This is a genomic window from Neobacillus niacini (genome assembly GCF_031456445.1).
Taxonomy (GTDB): Bacteria; Bacillota; Bacilli; order Bacillales; family Cytobacillaceae; genus Neobacillus; species Neobacillus niacini_I.
This window is the reverse complement of sequence record NZ_JAVDUQ010000035.1, coordinates 23717-43732: the sequence shown is the minus strand read 5'-3', so window position 1 is coordinate 43732 and position 20016 is coordinate 23717. Positions and strand designations below refer to the sequence as shown.

Sequence of the window (20016 nt, the reverse complement as noted above, 5' to 3'; positions counted from 1 at the left end):
AAAAAATCCTAGGTTAAACCAAAACTTAAGGAATACTCTTCAAATACTGAGGATTCATATGAATTATTTATGAGGGAACGTGACAACTTTTGTGAATATTTAGGAGCCGAAAAATCCTGGAAGCATCAAGCGATTCTTTTAAATAAAGAAGAAGCCAATACAGAATTTTGTAATCGTCTTATGAAACAGGGTTACGAAGGTTTTGTAATACAAAATACACAACAGCCTGGTGACGTTAAATACTTGTACTGCTTTTTTTCGGAAGATTCTCTCCACATTGCAGATGTCATACCTGTAGATTCTTTACAGTAAAAAATAGCTCGTTTGAGCAGCCCATTTCAACAATCCATTGTCTATCTAATTCCCCGTGCTTTTTTGGTTTTGGGTCCAACCATACCATCTGCCCGTAAATGATGGTCCTTTTGAAAATGATAGACCGCTTTTTCAGTGTTTAGTCCAAATCCTTAAAACTAAAAGAAAAGAAGATTCGCCTCTTCTTTTCTTTTTAAAATTATTCACCATCATTATTTTTTCTTATTGCTCTTTTGATTATTATTTTTTGAACTATTGTTTTTGCTATTTTTATTGTTGTTTTTGTTTTTGTTATTGTTATTTGAGCTTTTTCCCATCATCATCACCCCTTCATAAAATAGAATGTAGTAATTTTACAGCGTAATATAGAGTATTCAGTTTCAGAAAAAGTTCACAAAAAAAGGGCGGGATTGTCCGCCTGTTTTTGGCCGATAGGAAAGCATTCCTATCAGGCATAAGTGCAACTGCGCCTCTGTCTTCGCCCTTAGGGGCTCGTCAGTCGGCGAGTTTTCTTTATTCTAAAATCAGAAGTAAAAAAGGACTACCTCAAAAGTAGCCCTTACATTCACCAATATTAACCTAACCGGAACACAATTCCGTGTCCGCCCTTTGGATACTCCCATTTAATATTTTGATGCGGGCATCCAATCCGGCAGCTGCCACATTCATGACAGCCCTCGTACCCAACATGCATACGGATATCTTCCCATTTATAGACCTCTGCCGGGCAAAAAATGGTACAGATTTTATCAGGACATTTCGTTAAACAAATATCATTGTCTTTTACATGAAGATGAGATTTGGTATCAGCGTTAAAGCGAACAAGATATTGCTTTTCTTCGATCGACTGAAATTTTTTCTGTTCACTCATTATTTCATCACCTTCCAGGCTTTATAAACATCACGGGCAAGTTTCATCTTTTCTTTCGCAGACCCCAGGCCTCTTATGACTTTCTTTTGTTTCTCCCATTTGGACGATCCATCAACGGTAAACATTTGACTTGCAGCTTTATTGATCATTGGAATATACTCTTCAAAATATTGCGGGAATTTATTAAAATGATGGGTTGAATCTTTATATTTTTTCATGTCCTGGCCGACAAATCCTTCATACAATTTTTCTCGATAACGGCTCAGCATACTTTCAGAAAAGTTTCCTGCTCGCATCGCTAATAGAACCGTTTCTGCTGCTAATCTCCCGGACGTCATCGCTAAATTCGAACCTTCCCGATGAATGGCATTGACCAGTTGGGAAGCATCCCCGATGACAATAACTCCGTTTCCGACAATTTTCCCCATTGAATTAAAGCCGCCCTCTGGGATTAGATGGGCTAAATACTCTTGCGGCTCACTACCTTGAATATACGGGCGGATCATAGGATGGTTTTTCACATATTCAAGTAAGTCATATGGTTTAATTTTATGTTTGATCATCCCGGATAGAAGTGTCCCGACACCGATGCTTAATGTATCTTTATTGGTATAGAGGAATCCGGTACCGAGAATTCCTTTTGTGGCATCTCCAAATAATTCGATCGTGCAGCCCTGATTTTCTTCGAGGTTGAAACGGTCTTCAATGACTTTTTTATCAAGCTTCAAAATTTCCATGGTGGCAAGAGCTGTTTCTTCCGGTTTCAGTTCCTTATGAAACCCAAGCTTTTGAGCTAAGAGCGAGTTTACCCCGTCTGCTAAAACAACGACGTCTGCATAAATATCGCCATCCGGGCGGTCCGTTCGGACACCGACCACCTTCCCGTTTTCCACAATACATTCCAAGACAACAGTTTCGTTAACTAAAATGGCACCTTGCTCGACTGCTTTCTCGGCAAACCACTGATCAAAATTGGCTCTTAATACGGTAAAGTTATTGTAGGGTTCCTTGGCCCACTCCAATCCTTTATAACTAAAGGTGACGGCAGACTCCTTATCCATCATCATAAATCGTTGTTCGACGATGGGGCGCTCAATCGGCGCTTCCTTATAAAACTCGGGGATAATGTCCTCCATCATTTTTCGATAGAGGACACCCCCCATGACATTTTTGGAACCTGGATATTCTCCCCTTTCAATAAGCAAGACATTTGCGCCACCTTTTGCTAAATCATGCGCACAAGATATCCCAGCGGGGCCTGCCCCGACCACAATACAATCAAACTTCTCCGGCATAGCTCTCTACCTCCTCTCTCGATAAAGCTTTCTTAAATTGTTCGATTAATATAGGTACAATCTCAAAGGCATCTCCAACAATTCCATAGTGACAAGATTGGAAAATCGGTGCTTCGGGGTCTTTATTAATGGCAATGATCAAACCAGAGTTTTTCATCCCGACGACATGTTGAATGGCACCAGAAATCCCTATCGCAAAATAAATTTTTGGCGTGACCGTTACCCCGGTCTGACCGACTTGATGTGGATGAGCAATCCACCCCGCTTCCACTACATCACGGCTGGCACCAACGGCTCCGCCAAGCGTTTCGGCTAAATGGTGCACTAACTGAAATCCCTCTGCACTTCCCAACCCTTTTCCCCCGGCAACGATTATGTCTGCCTCATCGATTCGGACTTTTTTTGTGGTTTCCTTCACAATTTCCAATACTTTTGTTCGGATATCTTCTTCTTTTAGGGAAATAGTTTCCTCGATGATCTTGCCTGTTCTGCCTGATTGGGGAGCCAGCGCTTTCATGACTTTGGCACGGACCGTTGCCATTTGCGGACGATATTTTTTACAAAGAATCGTCGCCATAATATTTCCGCCAAAGGCTGGGCGGCTGGCCAAGAGCAGACCGGTTTCCTCTTCTACATCCAACTCGGTCGTATCCGCCGTTAATCCGGTTGGCAAATCGGTGGCAACTGCACTCGCCAGGTCTTTTCCGGTTGAGGTCGCTCCGTAAAGGATAATTTCAGGTTTATATTTATAGGAACAATCAAGAAGCGCCTTCATAAAGGATTCTGTCCGATAATGTTTAAAAATTGGCTGGTCGTAGATATAAGCAGTATCTGCTCCGTACTCAAAAATCGTCTTTGTTAAAGATTTAATATTTTCCCCGATTAAAACACCCGCCAGCTCACAGCCGCGTTTATCGGCCAATTTCCTCCCTGCTCCTAATAGCTCGAGGGAAACTGGGGCAATTTCCCCGTCTTTTTCTTCGATAAAAACCCAAACCCCCGTATAATCCTTAAAATCCATTCCTTATCCCTCCTTGACCGTAAACAATTCTTTCTTTTCAAGAATAACGGAAATCAATTGGTCCACTTGCTCCATTGGTTTGCCTTCTAGCATTGTTCCCCCGGCTGGCGACGGCGGGGCCCAAACTTTCGAAACAATCGTTGGGGATCCTTTTAACCCAAGCTGTTTAATATCCACACCCTCCAAGTCATCAACAGACCAAATGACCGGCTCGTATTTCGCTGCTTTTAACATGTTCGGAAAAGAAGAATATGGCACATCATTGATCGTTTTTTCAACAGAAAATAAGCAAGGTAGAGTAGACTTAATCACTTCATATCCGTCCTCCAATTTTCGGTTGACAATGGCATACCCCTCCTCTTTATTAATTTCGACCACTTTGTTCACCGAAGTAAGCGGCGGTATTTCGAGCCGTCTTGCAATTCCTGGTCCGACTTGTCCCGTATCTCCATCAATGGTCATCTTTCCGCAAATGACGAGATCGACCGGATTGGTTTTTGAGATTTTCTCCAGTGCCTTTGTCAGAGCATAACTGGTTGCTAACGTATCCGCTCCGGCAAATCTTCGGTCTGTGATTAAATACCCTTCATCAGCTCCAATTTCAATACATTTTTTAATCGCTTTTACCGCTGGTGGCGGTCCCATCGTTAAAACGGATACCGTTCCTCCATACCTTTCTTTTAGCCGGACCGCCTCTTCTACCGCATGGGCATCATAAGGATTTAAGATGGCAGGAGCCGTCCTCCGGTCCATGGTGTTGGTTTTTGGATTCATCTTAATGATTTTCGTGTCAGGAACTTGTTTAATACAGGCCACAATATGTAGCATCGAATCCCTCCTTATCGTTAGAAAAGCTCAAGGCATTGTGTAAGTGGCCAATAATGGAGTAGCTGCCTCTATGCTTTTCGGTTTTATGGATGTCAAGCTTAAATGAATCACTTGATCACATTAACCCTCGTGCGGCTTGATGCCTGATTCTGTTCTATATATGCTTTTTATGAAACTAGAAAACTTGTACCGATTTGGACATATAAAATGGCTATTCCCTTTTACTATATTAAAGGACCTGTACTTACATTCGGATTTTTGTAGATAAATATCTTGTTATTACTATTAATTTGTATCAAGCAGATTTTTTAGGCGGTTTACGGAATGGTTATCGCAAACTGGTTTTCTGAATTTCCTCATGCCAACAAAAACCGCACAGTAAAAATCACTGTGCGGTAAATTAAGTATTTAAAAAAAGGAATGCAGGATCTTAGAATTAATTATTCTTGCAAACAACTAAGCGATACCCATGTCCCACCTAGCTATGCAAACTTCCTTTTAACCAGGCACGGGGAAGGTAAGGACCCACAGGGATTTGGATTAAGCTCGTTTTTCCTTTCGAATTGATTCTGTAAAGTTCATCACATTGGTTCACATCGAATCCCAGCAGTGGATGCCCCCCCATTCCTAAAGCACACGAAACCAAGATCAGTCGTTGCAGGAGAATGCCTGCTTCCATCTGTTGAATCCGATATCCTCTATACCCAAATTTCTCTATGAGGTGATTTTTGTCTCCAACTACATTCAGGCAGAGCGGCACTTGAAACAGATTTACATTAGGCATTGTTAATCCATATTGTAAATACTCCCGATAATCCCCCTGTGTTATTCTGCAAAGTCTATGAGCGCATTTGTCATAGGAGTAAGCACCATCTGGAACACCCTCCACATTAGTAAAGCTGCCGTACAAAAAAACACGAGTCTCAAGCACCCCATGTGTGTCGCCAAGGTCATTTTGATAAGATAAGGAAAAAGTCTCCTTTAATAAAGTGGATAGTTGTGTTTGACTGACTTTATCCATCATAAAATCAATATCAGGGCAATGCCTCTCTCTGCAAATAGCTACAAGATCGTACGAAAAGGTCTCTGTAAATGGCAGCATAATGAATTCCGTACCTTGGGATGGCCAAGCACGACGATCTTGTATTATCTTTACAAATGACTGTGTTGTTTCAAGCATTGATGCCTCATTCATCTCTTTTAACACCGGGTAATCAATGATTCTCTTTGAACGGTTATAGGTTTCATGCTTCAGCAATGGCACTTCCTGGGATAATTCAACGGCAGAAACATTTTCCTCTTGATTATAGTCGTCAACACAATAGATGGATGGATGAATGGATAGTGGCATGACAGCATATACACTTTCATCCTGTTCGGATAGCCCAAGTAAATGATTGATAGACCGATCAAGAAATTGGTAGCATACCCGTGAAGAGAAGCCTATCCGACCCGCCACTTCTAATGCTTGCCCAATGACCACACCGGCATCTAACCCTTGAAGCCTATAGGAAAAATTATTGTATTTATAGAAATTTTTCCAAAAGAGTGTTGAGACAAAAACCGTACAGAAACAGTCAGAAAAATCAATGCTTTTTCCAAGGCTTCTAAATAAGTAGGAATCGTAATTTCCTTCTCTCAGCAAGAAGAGGCGATGATGTGACACGTCGTAATGGTAAATTCCCGTTGGTACATCCGCAAGCTTTACATACACATATAATTCATTGGGATACAACGCCCCTCCCGAAGGAACAAATCTGCGAAATAACTGGGCATAGCTAACATCAGCTTTTTCATTGGTGACATCGATGAAAGCGGATTGAGCGTAATGGGTAAGGCCGTATACATACCATAAGAAAGACCCGAGCTCCTCTAGTCCGGGTTCTGCCTGAGCCTCTCGTCCAGTGAGAGTTAAAGGAACATCTCCGGATAGTGGAATCTCAGGCAATCCGCGGTACAGTTTATAGGGAAGCGGTGCGTCCTCCCAATCTACTTCCCAATCTGGCGGAGCCAGTTTTTCCGTATCAAAGTGAAGATTATGCAGAAATGTTTCTAGGTTCAATCTTACACCTCCTACTTTTCATTATGGGAATGGGTGAGGATATGGATTAAGCTGTTCATACGACAACGGTCGTTTGGCATATCCAAGCTTCATTGGTACTTGAAGGACCCTTTCCAGCCCTTGGACCCGGGTAAGGTGATGTCCGAATGTCATCGGCAGCATACCAGGAATCAATATCTTTACACAGAATAAACCGTTCCGTTTGGTGATTGGTGTCGTTTGGTCCACCACAATGACCTCGAGGTCTGATTGCCGGAACTTCTGAAGAAGATCCAAAAGATCATCCTTCAAATCGGTATTCGCCGGAGGCAGTTTAAATTCCTCAGCAAACGTGCGTAATGGCCGCTGATCATCCAATAAAAAGTTCAGCCTTTCCTCTGCTTCCCTTAGTCCGTAGAGGAGACCATGGTCCTCCATGTTACGGACTGCAAATGGATCTTTTAGCATTTCTTCATATTTCTGCCGGTCTGCCTCCAATATTTCGTCGTGCCTAACCATCATTCCAGCGAGCTCGTAAATCGAGCTTTTTACAGCTCTTACTGGATCAGGATTAGCACCTGCTGCACAAATAAGGTTCACTCCCTTTGATCTTCTATTTTTTGCCACTGCCCAAACGCTGGGAATCTCCTGTTCCAATGTCGAATTGTAAAAATACAGGTCATATCCCGCCACCTCACGAATACGGTCGACCATTAGCTCTAATTCTTTATCGTTAGCAGAACGAGGATCAAGACGCGGAAGGGGCAGCTGTGCATACCATGTCATCAAGAACGAATCGCGCTCGACAACCTCCATAATCCCATGAAATATGGCTTCCTCCAAGCTCCCTCCTAATGCACAGCCGTTGGAGGTTTCATAAACAAAGCCCTCTCCATTACCTAAACTGTAGTATGCGAGTAACTCAGGAACCAGTATCGGACGTTCTTGAATTAACGAATAACCCCAGACCCAATTCATTGGGTGATCAGGATGAAACGGTTTAAACGGAAAATGAGGCTTTGCATATTGATCCTGGTCATGCAACCCTACGCTTGTCGGATTTAATGCTATATGCTTTAAATTATGGTAACTATCACAAACCATCTTCCTTTTTCCTTGAGGCTCGATTCCGCAATAACGCTCCAACCCCTCCAAAATCGCCGTTAGCTCACTCATTTCATAAGAATTAGATCGGCCGGCTACCCCCTCGTTTCCACCAAACAACGGCATGTTAACCAAAACATCTGCAAACGGGAGCCTGAAATCCGCCATTTTTCCATTCATGATTCCAGTTTGAAAATCCAGATAGTCTTCTACCAGCACTGTTTTCAATTCATCCATCGAACGGCAGCGATAGCCAGCACCATTTAATTTAGGACTGGACTCTAACTTAATTTGAGCTAATTCCGGTGTGTCTTCAGGTAATGGACTGCAAATCGGGCACAATGGATCAGGCAAGAAAAGATGACTGGAATTCGTTAACGTTTTCAGATTGGTAATGAACATCTTTTCTTCTAAGGTGGAGGATTCTCCTTGAAGAACTTTCTCCACTTCGTTCCTGATGAAGATGGCCATTTGTGATAGTCCCGAACGCGTTGACCATGCATCACGCGTAACACCTGCTCCGGCTGTCAATCTAGTGTGAATCTCCGACATTTCAAGGCGGTCAGGTCCTGCTAACAATCGCCGTTTGTCAGCACAGCGAGAACATCCAGGCGTGGCGGGCCTTACGAAAGGACCAATGATTCCCTCACCAAACGAAACGAAACCTCGAAGCCAAGGGATCCCGGCGGTCCTGAATCTCTCATCCGCTTTTCGATGTTTGGTTGGATGCCAAGCATCGTCGAGCACCAGAGCCAATTCTGTTTCTTCGGGAATCTCATCAAAAATGCTTTGACGTCTTACTAGATAGTTAGTGGACAATTGATTACAGACATAACCTGCTAATAAACCGTCTCCGTCAATAAGGATCTGTGCAGTCATTTGGAATCCCCCTCTCGTACCTGCACACCGTACACCCCTGCCAGCCCTTCTTTTAAAAAAGGCTCAATCGACAGATCATAGACGAATAGCTGTTTGCTATTTTGATTCAAGACCTGAATGGAAGATTGGAAAAGATCCAATTGTGTCATTTCCTCACAAGAGGGGACCTCGAGTTTGGTTTCCTTTTTTTCCAGATAAATCATCGACTCCTTCTCTTGTTTCTCTACGAAATTTTTCTGGTTTTGAGCATACAAAAGTGCTTGCTGCAATGTATTTCGCAAGGCCAATGTTGTATTTAAACCTGTCCCAGTGTACCAACAGCCATTTGATCTTACCCATACCACAGGAAAGCCCAAAATATCCTCTTTTAAACCAATGGCCGGTGAACCGTTCAAGGTAGTCAGGGCATTTAAGTAAAATCGGCATCTGTTATCTTCTATGGCTCCCATTGGCACACCAAAAACTGTATTCAAGTGATCTCCTTTTCTATTTTTCAATTCTTCATCCAAATAGGCTTGCAGCCCTCGACAAACAGCCTCTGCGATGGTTTCCCCTGAACCAATCCCAATAAATCCCTCTGGAAGATTTGCTCCAACTTTATCTGTCTGATTTTTGAAGTCATAAACATGAGAAGGATATATCATTTTTGAAACATACATTTCAATGCCCATCAATCCGGCATTTCTTCTGGCTTCTTCATGTGTCAGGCCCAAACAGACAACTTCCGGCAGCAGTTCTGCCGGCCCCCTTGACACTGGGTTAACGGACTGAACATAGCACTGGGAAAGAGGAAGCTGTGGCAAATTTCGTTCCTCCCAGGTATGGAAAATACCGATTTCTTCTGAAGTTAATCGACTGAAATATTCAAGTAAATCCTTTTGCTCATTCCTGTCTGATTCTTGCTTCAGTCTTACATCAAGATCTTCAACCAGTTCGGGTTTACCACTTTTAGACATTACGGAGGGATGTGGAATGAATGAAAGCCAGTCACCTTCCATCGTTTCAAGATTCAGCAGATAAATTTGATTACTTTGGTTTGAACCTGCGATTCCTGTAGCCTTCTTGAAAAATTCGAAGACAGACACATTTGCCAAAATCGCTCCTGATGTGGAAGAGAAAGACTGAGGTTCCCCATCGGCTTCCACGACTGGTTGATGAATTCTGCGCCATGCAGACTCGAAGCATCCCTCTGATTCTGGATGCGTTAACGGACCGAAGAATCCCAATTTTTCTAAACAGATGGCAGGGAGAAATGCCTTCTTTTCTTCTTGGCAAACCTGATTTAATTTCCTTAATTCATTTACATTTCCATCCTGAGATACATACAGAATCCAATCATAGGGCTGAACTGCTTGTTTCCAAAAATTTTTCCCCGCCCCTTTATGATAGGGCACTTCCTCCAACTCAACATCGGAATCAATTTTCCTCGCATTTTGCACCAATTCATTAAGCCGCAGCCTATTGGTTGGAATTGGTTCTGTTATCACGACATTTAATTTGGGCAATCCCGATTCCATTAGGGCGGAAACCAACGAGATCAGGAAGGGGCCAGATCCGACAGCCAGAACCTTAGCCTGACGATATTCTTGAAATTGGTAAGCACCCGATTCCACAAAATTCTCGATGAATTCAATTTGTGATGCAAATTTTTCAAGAACTTGACGATTTAATTGATGGGGAATATCTTTGCTTACATCGCGAACAAACCCATTCTTGTACAACGTTTCTGCGATCTCATATACCCTGTCACGGTACGGTCCGGTTAATCCCTCTGTTAAAGCTTCTAATGTTTGCTCCCCATTAAACATCGGCAGCAATTTTTCAATCCACTGATAGATGGTTTGGCCTTCCAATCGGAATGAGCTTACATTATTTCTAAAATAAACACCACCCTTTGGATCAGGGAGAAAAAAAGTATCCCTTTTAGCCTTCAAACGTGAGGATGAGGTAAGATTTGTCATTCAGCTCCTCCTTATTCCTAATCTTTACTACTTGCGCACTATCAGTTTATGTACGACTTTTTGTCCAATATGATAAAGTGAAACTTCAATCAGTGGGGGTTTTTTCATTCCCCACTGATTGTTAGTCCCTTTCTACTGTCTCTAATATCAAGGCTGTCGCCTTGATAAAGAGACAGTACGAACCCGATTGGTTCAACTAAGCCTCCGCTCACGCTCTGGCAAGTTTCACTGTATCTCACCAATCGGGCTTTTACGGGCAGGTGATCCCCCACTTATGCTTCCTGTTTCCACTAAGCCTTGAAGTGGGGGGCTTACTGCCCGTTAATACGGGATAAACGTAGTAAAGAAGTGCCCCTGCGGCACAGGTACATGCAGGGGCACTTTGTTTCACAAAATCATATTTTTTAGCAAATTCCCAGAATCCAAACCCATTAAATAAATCCGAAACCGATGCCAAAACAGCTAAAACCAAAACAGCCAAAACCAAATCCAACGCAACCAAAGCCACCACAGCCGCCACAGCCGCCACAGCCGCCACAACCGAAGCAGCCTCCACAACGAAAGCCAAAGCCTCCACAACGAAAGCCAAAGCCACCACAGCGACCAAAACCTCCACATCGACCAAAGCCACCACAGCGACCAAAGCCTCCACAGCGAAACACGCGCGGATCCTGGCTCTGTAGATTCATTGGAACTAACTCACCAACTTGATAAGGATCGATTCCCAACCCTTGCAGTTCATTATGAAAATTCAGCATTTTTTCCTCCCCTTTGTACTTATAATCAGGTTTAAGGACACCTGAAACCAGAGTTTAACGAAGTGTAATTTGTCAGTTTTGTGTAAATGGAACCAACCAATCCTACGTGAACTCTCTTCAACAAATTATGATTCTTTTTAGGTTGCTGTTACTGATTTAAGCGCCTATTTCACGTTGTAAAAGCCTAAAGGATGTTTTTTCATTCAGTAGGCACTTATGGTGGAATAACTCTAGCCTGTTATAAATCTCAACGTAAGATTTCTTCCAATGGGGAGATTTAATAGGATAAAAGTCAAAAGCTTTTTTTAATACAAAATAAAGACCCGCCAACCATAATGGGTGAGAGTCTTTGAAATGGTGATAAATAACGTTTTGAGAGAACATTTAAATCCATTACTCCAATTTTTCACGTTTAATTTGTTGTTGTAGATAAATAATATCACTATCATTATTTATTTTTTCAGGAACGATTTCCTCATCCCCTGGCATCAACCTCCACCCTTTATTCAGAACAAAGCGGAGCCAAGAACCTGCAAGCCAAGAAGTAATGAGGGCTAACATAACGAGAATGCCAAAGAAATCTTGATTAATAATCCCTGCTGAAAATGCAACAGTGGAAAGAACAATCCCCGGACCTCCACGTGCATTCATGGCCATCGCAAAGTTCATACTTGTGATCCGGTCCTGACGAATCAACTTACAAGCAAGAAATACAATGATGGATTGTGCAAGTGTTGCAAATAACAAATATTGGATAAAAAAGATGGGATCAAAGTGTTTCGCCAGATCTAATTTTAGTCCTACAACTGCAAAATAAACGGGAATAAACCACGAAAATGAAATGTGGAGGACAGACTGCTCTAATCGTTTGAACAACGTAGGTGGTAAAGCCATTTTTGCCCCGATCCCGGCTAAAAGAGCTCCAAAAATGGTATCAATATTCAAATAACCTGCAACAGAAGAAACAACAAACATGATAAATAAAAAATATCCTACATGAGAGGCTCTAAATAAAAAATTCCCGTTTCGAATGGTTAGATTTTTAAACAAAAAGCGGAGAGCAATAATGGTGACAAGTATGAACCCCACTGTAATACTGATGCTCTTTAAAATTGTACCAGCTGTAACGGGTCCCCCATGCCCCGCAACAGCAGTAGCTATTCCCAGAGCTACCCAAAGCAATGTATCATGAACACCAGCAATGGCGATTACAAGCTTCGCAAATCTTGAATGCATGATTCCCAAGTCATTGAAAATTTTAGAGATAACAGGTATCGAGGTGACAGCAATCGAAATGGCAACAACAATCTTGATGGCAAATACATTATTGGCTGGACCAAGAAACTGACCAAAATCAATTAAATAAGATGCTAACCAACCAAGGGCAAATGGTAGAATGGTCGATGCAAGAACAATAACAGTAGTTATTTTTCCATCACCTTTTTTAAATTTCGTGTGGAATTTTAAGCCTGAACAGAACATAAGTAATGTTAAACCAATTTGATACATTAGCCCAAACATGCGATCTTCCTGCGGAAACCCGGCAAACAGCCAAGTAAAAGTATGGGGATAAAAGTAGCCAAGCAATGTTGGTCCCAAGATAATTCCTGCTGCCACTTCACCAATCACTCGTGGAATCATTAACCGCTCAGCAAGAAAGCCGAATAAATGGGCGAATGCTAACAAGATGGCAGTGGCCAACAAAAAGTGACTAAGTTCTATAGAACTAAAATCAAACAACCCTAAACCCTCCTTAAATTTTGTACTCAACATAACCTATGTGATGTTGTACAAGTTTGTGGAGGCAAATGACACGGACAAGACAAACTCTTTTAGACATCTTCTATCTATAAAATGTAAAAAGGTAAAATATTGATGATTGAAAAAATGGTTGATTTTTTAAAATTGAGGATTAAAGTAATACTCTGTGGTTTTGCAAATGACTTAAAAGAGGATGAATGAGATAATTCGGTCTTGTTGCATCTCCTGGTGAAACAGGAATGCGGCTCTCAGTACTGAAAATGAAAAACAGCCAAGTTCTGGCTGTAAGTCTAATGGAGCTTTCAATTTTTATTCCTTATCTCCCACGATTGCCTCTTCAATTTTAGGTTTAGTTAGTTGCTTTGACTTATTCGTTTCCCTTTCGAATCCAGGTTCCGTAGTGCCGGTTGACATTAAAGGCTGTTGAACAAGTTCTTGATCTTTATCATGTTTGGTCATTCTTTTTCTCCTTTCAAAGATTATTCAGGAAAATTGGATGAACTTTGCTCTTCTACATTTCCATTACCCGCCTCAGACTTTCGCTTCGTTGTTTCCGGAAAACTTTGATGACCGAGCTGAGGATAAACGGGATCATCTTTCATAACCGCTATCAACTCTGGTGAAAAAGGATTGTTTACATTTGGTTGGTTATTCTTCTTCTCCTGCACGATTTTTCACCTCCAACCTCTATTTTCTTCTGTAACAGCTTTTTTTATTTATTTCTTGCAATGCCTAGATTCCTCAGAATGCAACACGCAAAGATATTCAAAACTTTGTTTATAATTTTCATGCTTGTCCATTCCGACATAAATCGACTTTGAATATATTATAGTAGCTTAAATAGACTCTCGGAATAAATAAGCAATTCATCGAGAGGCTTGTAAAAATTTTACTGGGAATTCTGTCCGAAATATCTGATGTAATCATCGGTTTCATTGTATTTTTAAAAATGTGTATGCCAAATAAACCTACATCTATCATTTTTAAAAAAATCGACTAGGTGAAGGCTGTTTTCGTAAACTTTGTTGCTTTTAGAGAAGTGGTTGATTTCACAAAATCCATTGATCAATGGATGAGATTTCAGGTAATCTCATCGTCATTCATCTTATTTTTTAAATAGTAATCTAGCAATTCCGGATAATCAATTATTTCTTTTATTCCCATATCACTAAGACAATAGGTCCCTCTTTTTATTCGATGGAACCAGCCATAGTAGTTTTTTGTTAAGATGGATGAGGTTTTATCCCCCGTCCCCATTTGAATAAGAGCCTTTGGTGATAAAGGGCCATATTCCCGCAGGTAACCGGCAATTTGAATACAATTTTCTTTATAAGCGGTCATAATTTTTGTCCGATTACTTCCGCCGATATTAAAGTCTGCACTCCGACCGTTAATTTCTTTCAGAATTGCTGCTCTCTTACCCTTATTTTGCCCCCTGCTTTTCTTAGTCTGAAAGGGTGTTGGATGAAAAATAAGATCAGCTTTTAAGCCTTTTCCTGAGGGAGAAACAACAATAAGACCCAACTCCAGCCTTCGAATAAAATGGCATTTATCGGCCCAACGCTTAGAATTTAATCGATACTTAGGTTTGGGGATTGCCACGTAAACCTTTTCCGTTATGCGTTGCCGTTTTGCTGCTTGGATGAGTAAATCAACACTAAGCGTGAGCTTTAACTCAATAATCGCCAATTCATCCTCTTTCATAGCAACCATGTCACAGTCTTTGACTTCGCCGTATACATCATATCCCTCTCGTGAAAAATATCTTTGTACGGGTTTATATAAATCCTTTTCTTGTAACTTTTTACCTTCATTCATGATGGAGTCACCATTTCTATTTTCTATACCTATCATTCTAACATCGAAACGTCAAAAAGCATCCACAATTTTCTGTGGACGCTTTTTGATTATATCTGAATCATTTAAGGAGAACACATGAATGAATCACAAGGAATGTATTCACCGACTGTTTGACTATTAGCGGACTTTTTCAGTGGATTCACTTTATTCCGTTCAAGGTAAAGATGTTAAACAGTTGCTTAGGCGAAGCAAGGATCATTAAAATAAATAACCTCGGTAAGAATCTTACAACCTGAGATTTTCTTAAAAGTTTCTCGTGCTAATTCTTCTGAGTCAAATTCAAACATTTTCGTGTTTTCTTTTTCATAGACAGTGATTATCCACATCTAAAATTCCTCCAAATTAAAAGATACTTTTATTATTTACTATACCTTCGCACTTAAATAATTAGTTTGTCAGCATCATTAGTGATTTGCCGTTAAAAACGCGGCTAGTTCTTTACTTTTTTGTTTTCGTTCTTTTCGAATTCTTGCTCGTTCTGGTGCGGTTTCATATAATTTTCTCTCTTCCACTGTTTCAGGAATAACTTGTGGAATTCTTGCTGGTCGCTTTTGTTCATCAAGTGCAACAAACGTTAATAATGCCGTCGCCGCAATTTTACGGTCACCACATTTTAAGTCTTCCGCAATGATTTTTACAAACACTTCCATCGATGATGTACCCGTCCACGTCACATACGATTCAAAACAGACGGCATCTGTTGTTCGAATCGGGTGTAAAAAGTCAACAGAATCAGTTGAAGCCGTTACACATTCTCTTCGGCTATGGCGTGCTGCAGAAATAGATGCCACTTGATCCACATCACTCATTAGCCGACCGCCAAATAACGTATTATGATTGTTTACATCATTTGGGAACACACGGCTTGTTCGTATTACTCGTGATTCTCTGCAGTATTTTGTTTCCATAATCACCACTCCTATAGTCCGATAATGCTTTTTACCCTTCTAATAATAAAGTTTCAGGATCTTCTAGTAGTTCTTTTACAGTGGCCAGGAAGCTAACTGCTTCTTTTCCGTCAACGATTCGATGGTCATAGGACAAGGCGATATACATCATTGGACGATTTTCCATTCGTTCTGCATCAATGGCAATTGGTCTTGTTTGAATTTTATGCATACCCAGAATACCGACTTGCGGAGCATTCAGGATTGGCGTTGACATTAACGAACCAAAAACACCGCCGTTTGTAATGGTGAATGTACCCCCTTGAAGCTCTTTTAACGTGAGTGCATTGTCACGTGCTTTTTTACCAAGGTCGCTTATTTCCCCTTCAATCTCTGCAAAACTTTTTTGATTTGCATCACGCACAACCGGTACAACTAAGCCTCCAGGAGCCGCAACTGCGATTCCGATATCATAAAACTTTTTAAGAATGATTTCATCATCATGAATTTCCGCATTTAATAACGGGAATTGTTTTAATGCTGCTACTACAGCTTTTGTAAAAAAGGACATAAATCCGAGACGAACTTCATGTTTTGCAAAAAACGCATCTTTCCTTTTAGTCCGTAAATTCATAATCGCTGACATATCAACCTCGTTAAAAGTCGTTAACATGGCTGCTGTATGTTGAACTTCCACAAGACGTTTGGCAATGGTTTGACGACGCCTGGACATTTTGATGCGTTCAACAGGCTTTTCAAACTCCACTTGAGTTTTGGCTGGTACTATACTTGGAACTGCTTTTTCAACTTTTGGTTCATTTATAACTGGTTCCTGCGTATGTGCTTTTACATCATGTGGTCTAATTCTTCCAAGCGGATCGCTGCTGCTTACTTGTTGTAAATCGACACCTAATTCTCTTGCTAGTTTTCTAGCTGCTGGAGAAGCAATTGGTCGCTCTGATTTTGGAAGCTCTGATGTTGACTGGATATTTGCCTCCTTTGGCGTTTCAGCTTCTGCTTTTTCTGGAACCTCTGTTGATACCGCAGATGCGGCGGCAGCTGCCGCTGACTCATTTTCCTCTAAGATCGCGATTACTTCGCCTACTTCAACCGTATCACCTGGTTCTTTTAAAACCTTTGTTAATACACCTGTAAATTCTGCACCAATTTCTAAGTTAACCTTATCTGTTTCTAGTTCAACTACGCCTTCCCCTTTGTTTACTTTTTCACCAATATTTACAAGCCATTGTAAAACCGTTCCTTCAGAAATCGACTCTGCAAGTTCTGGTACTTTAATTTCAATCATGTTCGATATCCTCCCTGATCTATGAAAACGTACTAAAATTTCAATTCATGTAATTTTTTAACTATGGCTATTTTCGCATAGATTGTTGTTTTTCGTATAAGTTCATCAACCCGTATAACTATATGCTTCGTGGCATCTTTTCGTATGAATATTTGCGAAAATTGCCTACAAACTTAGTAAATGAACCTTATTAAGCTCCAAAAGCAACAAAGTTTACGAAAAGAGCCTTAACTATACACTAAAACTTTCTCATCTTTCTCTTTGTCTAGTAATGGATTTCGATTCAATGCTTGTTGAACGATTTGCTCTTGTTCTTTTTTATGAGCAGCCGGATCTCCACCTGCAGGACTCGAACGATCCGGACGACCTATATAGGAAACTCTTAGTCTTCCAGCAGCAAGTTCTAGTAGAATTGGCAAGACAAAATGCCATGCGCCCATATTCCGTGGTTCTTCTTGCACCCAGACAATCTCTTCTAAGTTCGGATATCGTTCTAAGATTACTTCCACTTTTTCTTTTGGAAATGGATATAATTGCTCAATGCGAATGATGTGTACCTCACTCAAGTTTTGATGCTCTTTCCTTACTTCGACTTCTGCTGCTAAATCAATCGCCATTTTACCTGTTGTTAACACTAACCGTTTCACTTTGTCTGCTGTTTTTCTAAGCATAGGCTGTTCCAAAACGGTGTGGAAATGACCTTCACTTAGATCTGTACCAATAGAAGTGGTAAGCGGATGACGCAGCAGACTCTTTGGTGTCATAAGGACTAATGGCCGGATAAAATCTGTTCCAAGGGCAAGTGCTTGGCGGCGTAATAGATGAAAATATTGAGCTGCACTTGTTACGTTTGCTACCGTCCAATTGTTCTCAGCTGCCAATTGTAAAAAGCGTTCCGGCCGGGCACTTGAGTGCTCTGGACCCTGTCCTTCATAACCGTGAGGCAGCAGGAGAACGACCCCAGATTTTTGGCCCCATTTGGCTCTTCCAGCTGAAACAAATTGATCAAATAACGCTTGAGCGGTATTTGCAAAATCACCGTATTGCGCTTCCCAAATCACAAGTGTTTCAGGAGCAAAAACATTATACCCATATTCAAAACCGACAACCGCTGCTTCTGAAAGCGGACTATTATGAACAGCAAACGAAGCACTGGCTTGCGGAAGAGATTGTAAGGATGAAAAGGTATCATTCGTTTCAGCATCATGAAGAACAATATGTCGGTGCGCGAACGTTCCACGCTCAGAATCTTGACCTGTAAGCCGTATAGGTGTTCCTTCTTTTAACAGCGTTGCGAAGGCTAAACTTTCAGCTAACGCCCATTCAATTTTTCCTTGTTCATCCAAAGCATTCCTCCGGCGCTCTAGGATGCGCTTTAATTTTGGATAGACCTGAAAGCCTTCTGGCCACTTAAGTAATTCACTATTTAATTCACGTAGTGTATCTAACTCTACACTTGTGTCAATCGTTGGAATACCATTGGCAATAACCTCTGGTACATCTATATCATGTGCGGGAGAATCCTTCTTGTCAGAAACACAGTCAAACTCTGATTGCAATGTCTCGTGGACCATATGATTGATTTTTTCGATTTCTTCTTGACTTAGAATCCCTCTCACTTGTAATTGATCCGCATAAAGCGCTCTGACCGTTGGATGCTTCACCACTTTTTTATATACTTTCGGCTGGGTGACTGCGGGATCATCCATTTCATTGTGTCCGTAGCGTCGATAACCAACCAAGTCAATTAAAAAGTCCTTCTGGAAACAAACTCGGTAACGATAGGCAAGGTTGATTGCTGCCAAACAGGCTTCTGGATCATCTGCATTCACGTGTATAATCGGTATTTCGTAACCTTTCGCCAGGTCACTTGCATATTTCGTGGTCCGAGAATCCTGACTGTCCGTTGTAAAACCGACCATATTATTGGTAATAATATGAATCGTTCCCCCTGTTCTGTATCCTTTTAAACCTCCTAGATTCAAGGTTTCAGAAACAATTCCTTGTCCTGGGAATGCAGCATCACCATGGATTAAAATCGGTAACGCTTTCGAAGCATCTCTTTTAGGGGAACCAGGTTTATTTCGTTCTTCCTGGGCAGCTCTTGTATATCCTTCAACCACTGGATCAACAAATTCAAGATGACTTGGATTATTGGCTAGTGTAATCCGAGTACGATGTGCCCCGGGCTTTTCAATGAATCGATTATAACCTAGGTGATATTTCACATCCCCGGACCAGCCTTCAAGCAACTCCGTGTTGTCTTGGATTTCGCCTGGCTGTTTAGTGGAAGCGTGTAAAAACTCAGCAAAAATCTTGTGATAAGGTTTTTCTAACACATGTGCCAGTACACTTAAGCGCCCTCGATGGGCCATTCCAATCACCACATTGTGTGCACCGTCCCTGGAGCTTTCGCGAACTACTTCATCCAGCATCGGAACAAGCATATCTACGCCTTCAATCGAAAATCTTTTTTGACCAACAAATGTTTTATGCAAAAATTGTTCAAAACCTTCAACCTCTGATAGACGTTTTAATAGCGCTGATCGCTCTTCCTTTGAAAGCACTCGATTTAGTGAACCCGTCTCCACCATCTGACGCAACCAAATTCGCTCATCATTTTGATGAATATGGTCAAATTCAAAGGCTAAAGAAGAAGTATAGATCGCATTTAATTTATGGAACGCATCCCATGCAGTTTGGATTCCGTTCGGTGCCCCTTCCCAAACTAACTGAGCAGGAATCGATTTTAAATCATTCTCATTTAATCCATATTTCTCTAGTGTCAGTTGATCTTGATCGTTTTTAGTCTCCTCTAAAGGATTGATTTTAGCGGAGAGGTGACCGTTTGAGCGCAAATCGTTCAATAGTTCAGCTGTTTTAAGTACCTTAACCATATCTTGCATAGTAAGAGAACTTATTTGTAACGAATGGCTTGTTTCTGTTGTTTCATTGGTTTCAACGGAAAGTGGGTTACCCCATCTTTCAAAAAGTTCTTTTAATTCCGAATCAATTGGATCTATTCCTTTTACATACTGTTCGTATTGTTCCATCACATAGCCAAGGTTTGGACCAATAAAATTTCCCCATGGCTTTTGTTGGTTATTCTCTTTTTCCATACCCAATACCCCC

17 protein-coding genes and 1 pseudogene are annotated in these 20016 nt (G+C 41.2%); 1 reads left to right on the top strand and 17 read right to left on the bottom strand.

Going from position 1 to position 20016, the window contains the following annotated elements:
- Positions 1 to 69 precede the first annotated feature (69 nt).
- On the top strand, positions 70 to 312 hold the full coding sequence (locus J2Y67_RS22400) for a hypothetical protein (RefSeq protein ID WP_310177619.1): 243 nt from the start codon (positions 70 to 72) through the stop codon (positions 310 to 312).
- 41 nt (positions 313 to 353) lie between these two features.
- Here J2Y67_RS22400 and J2Y67_RS22395 read toward each other — a convergent pair.
- The 17 genes and pseudogenes from J2Y67_RS22395 to J2Y67_RS22315 all read right to left on the bottom strand — a co-directional run.
- Positions 354 to 449 (bottom strand): annotated as a pseudogene (locus J2Y67_RS22395) (peptidoglycan-binding domain-containing protein); the annotation flags it as partial.
- A gap of 437 nt (positions 450 to 886) precedes the next feature.
- The gene (locus J2Y67_RS22390; RefSeq protein ID WP_208025302.1) at positions 887 to 1183 is read right to left on the bottom strand and encodes a ferredoxin family protein; all 297 of its coding nucleotides are present in this window, start codon (positions 1181 to 1183) and stop codon (positions 887 to 889) included.
- Positions 1183 to 2478: an FAD-dependent oxidoreductase gene (locus tag J2Y67_RS22385; protein WP_310177618.1), complete on the bottom strand. Its 1296-nt coding sequence runs from the start codon at positions 2476 to 2478 to the stop codon at positions 1183 to 1185. Before J2Y67_RS22385 ends, J2Y67_RS22390 begins: the two co-directional genes overlap by 1 nt.
- Positions 2462 to 3499 carry an electron transfer flavoprotein subunit alpha/FixB family protein gene (locus J2Y67_RS22380; protein WP_310177617.1) on the bottom strand — a complete coding sequence of 346 codons (1038 nt, stop codon included), beginning with the start codon at positions 3497 to 3499 and terminating at the stop codon, positions 2462 to 2464. Before J2Y67_RS22380 ends, J2Y67_RS22385 begins: the two co-directional genes overlap by 17 nt.
- Before the next feature lie 3 nt (positions 3500 to 3502).
- Complete coding sequence (locus J2Y67_RS22375) at positions 3503 to 4327, bottom strand: electron transfer flavoprotein subunit beta/FixA family protein (protein WP_310177616.1); 825 nt, start codon at positions 4325 to 4327, stop codon at positions 3503 to 3505.
- Positions 4328 to 4805: 478 nt separating this feature from the next.
- A complete protein-coding gene (locus J2Y67_RS22370; protein WP_310177615.1) occupies positions 4806 to 6389 on the bottom strand; it encodes a SagB family peptide dehydrogenase in 1584 nt (527 codons plus the stop codon).
- Positions 6390 to 6410: 21 nt separating this feature from the next.
- Complete coding sequence (locus J2Y67_RS22365) at positions 6411 to 8351, bottom strand: TOMM precursor leader peptide-binding protein (RefSeq protein ID WP_310177614.1); 1941 nt, start codon at positions 8349 to 8351, stop codon at positions 6411 to 6413.
- Positions 8348 to 10312 (bottom strand): putative thiazole-containing bacteriocin maturation protein, encoded by a 1965-nt coding sequence (locus tag J2Y67_RS22360; protein ID WP_310177613.1) that lies wholly within the window; start codon positions 10310 to 10312, stop codon positions 8348 to 8350. The genes J2Y67_RS22365 and J2Y67_RS22360 overlap by 4 nt, the downstream gene beginning before the upstream one ends.
- 431 nt (positions 10313 to 10743) lie before the next feature.
- A complete protein-coding gene (locus J2Y67_RS28095; protein WP_396954124.1) occupies positions 10744 to 11070 on the bottom strand; it encodes a heterocycloanthracin/sonorensin family bacteriocin in 327 nt (108 codons plus the stop codon).
- Positions 11071 to 11463: 393 nt separating this feature from the next.
- A complete protein-coding gene (locus tag J2Y67_RS22350) occupies positions 11464 to 12810 on the bottom strand; it encodes a cation:proton antiporter (RefSeq protein WP_310177610.1) in 1347 nt (448 codons plus the stop codon).
- A 330-nt stretch (positions 12811 to 13140) separates the two neighbouring features.
- Positions 13141 to 13290 carry a hypothetical protein gene (locus J2Y67_RS22345; protein WP_310177609.1) on the bottom strand — a complete coding sequence of 50 codons (150 nt, stop codon included), beginning with the start codon at positions 13288 to 13290 and terminating at the stop codon, positions 13141 to 13143.
- Positions 13291 to 13310: 20 nt separating this feature from the next.
- Positions 13311 to 13499: a hypothetical protein gene (locus tag J2Y67_RS22340; protein WP_310177608.1), complete on the bottom strand. Its 189-nt coding sequence runs from the start codon at positions 13497 to 13499 to the stop codon at positions 13311 to 13313.
- A gap of 412 nt (positions 13500 to 13911) precedes the next feature.
- On the bottom strand, positions 13912 to 14685 hold the full coding sequence (locus J2Y67_RS22335) for a DUF2161 domain-containing phosphodiesterase (RefSeq protein ID WP_310177607.1): 774 nt from the start codon (positions 14683 to 14685) through the stop codon (positions 13912 to 13914).
- A 185-nt stretch (positions 14686 to 14870) separates the two neighbouring features.
- Positions 14871 to 15017 (bottom strand): hypothetical protein, encoded by a 147-nt coding sequence (locus tag J2Y67_RS22330; protein ID WP_310177606.1) that lies wholly within the window; start codon positions 15015 to 15017, stop codon positions 14871 to 14873.
- A gap of 78 nt (positions 15018 to 15095) precedes the next feature.
- On the bottom strand, positions 15096 to 15599 hold the full coding sequence (locus tag J2Y67_RS22325; RefSeq protein ID WP_310177604.1) for an acyl-CoA thioesterase: 504 nt from the start codon (positions 15597 to 15599) through the stop codon (positions 15096 to 15098).
- A 31-nt stretch (positions 15600 to 15630) separates the two neighbouring features.
- Positions 15631 to 16884, bottom strand: a complete 1254-nt coding sequence (gene odhB / locus J2Y67_RS22320; RefSeq protein WP_310177603.1) for a 2-oxoglutarate dehydrogenase complex dihydrolipoyllysine-residue succinyltransferase — start codon at positions 16882 to 16884, stop codon at positions 15631 to 15633.
- A 227-nt stretch (positions 16885 to 17111) separates the two neighbouring features.
- The gene (locus J2Y67_RS22315) at positions 17112 to 20003 is read right to left on the bottom strand and encodes a 2-oxoglutarate dehydrogenase E1 component (RefSeq protein WP_310177602.1); all 2892 of its coding nucleotides are present in this window, start codon (positions 20001 to 20003) and stop codon (positions 17112 to 17114) included.
- Positions 20004 to 20016 lie beyond the last annotated feature (13 nt).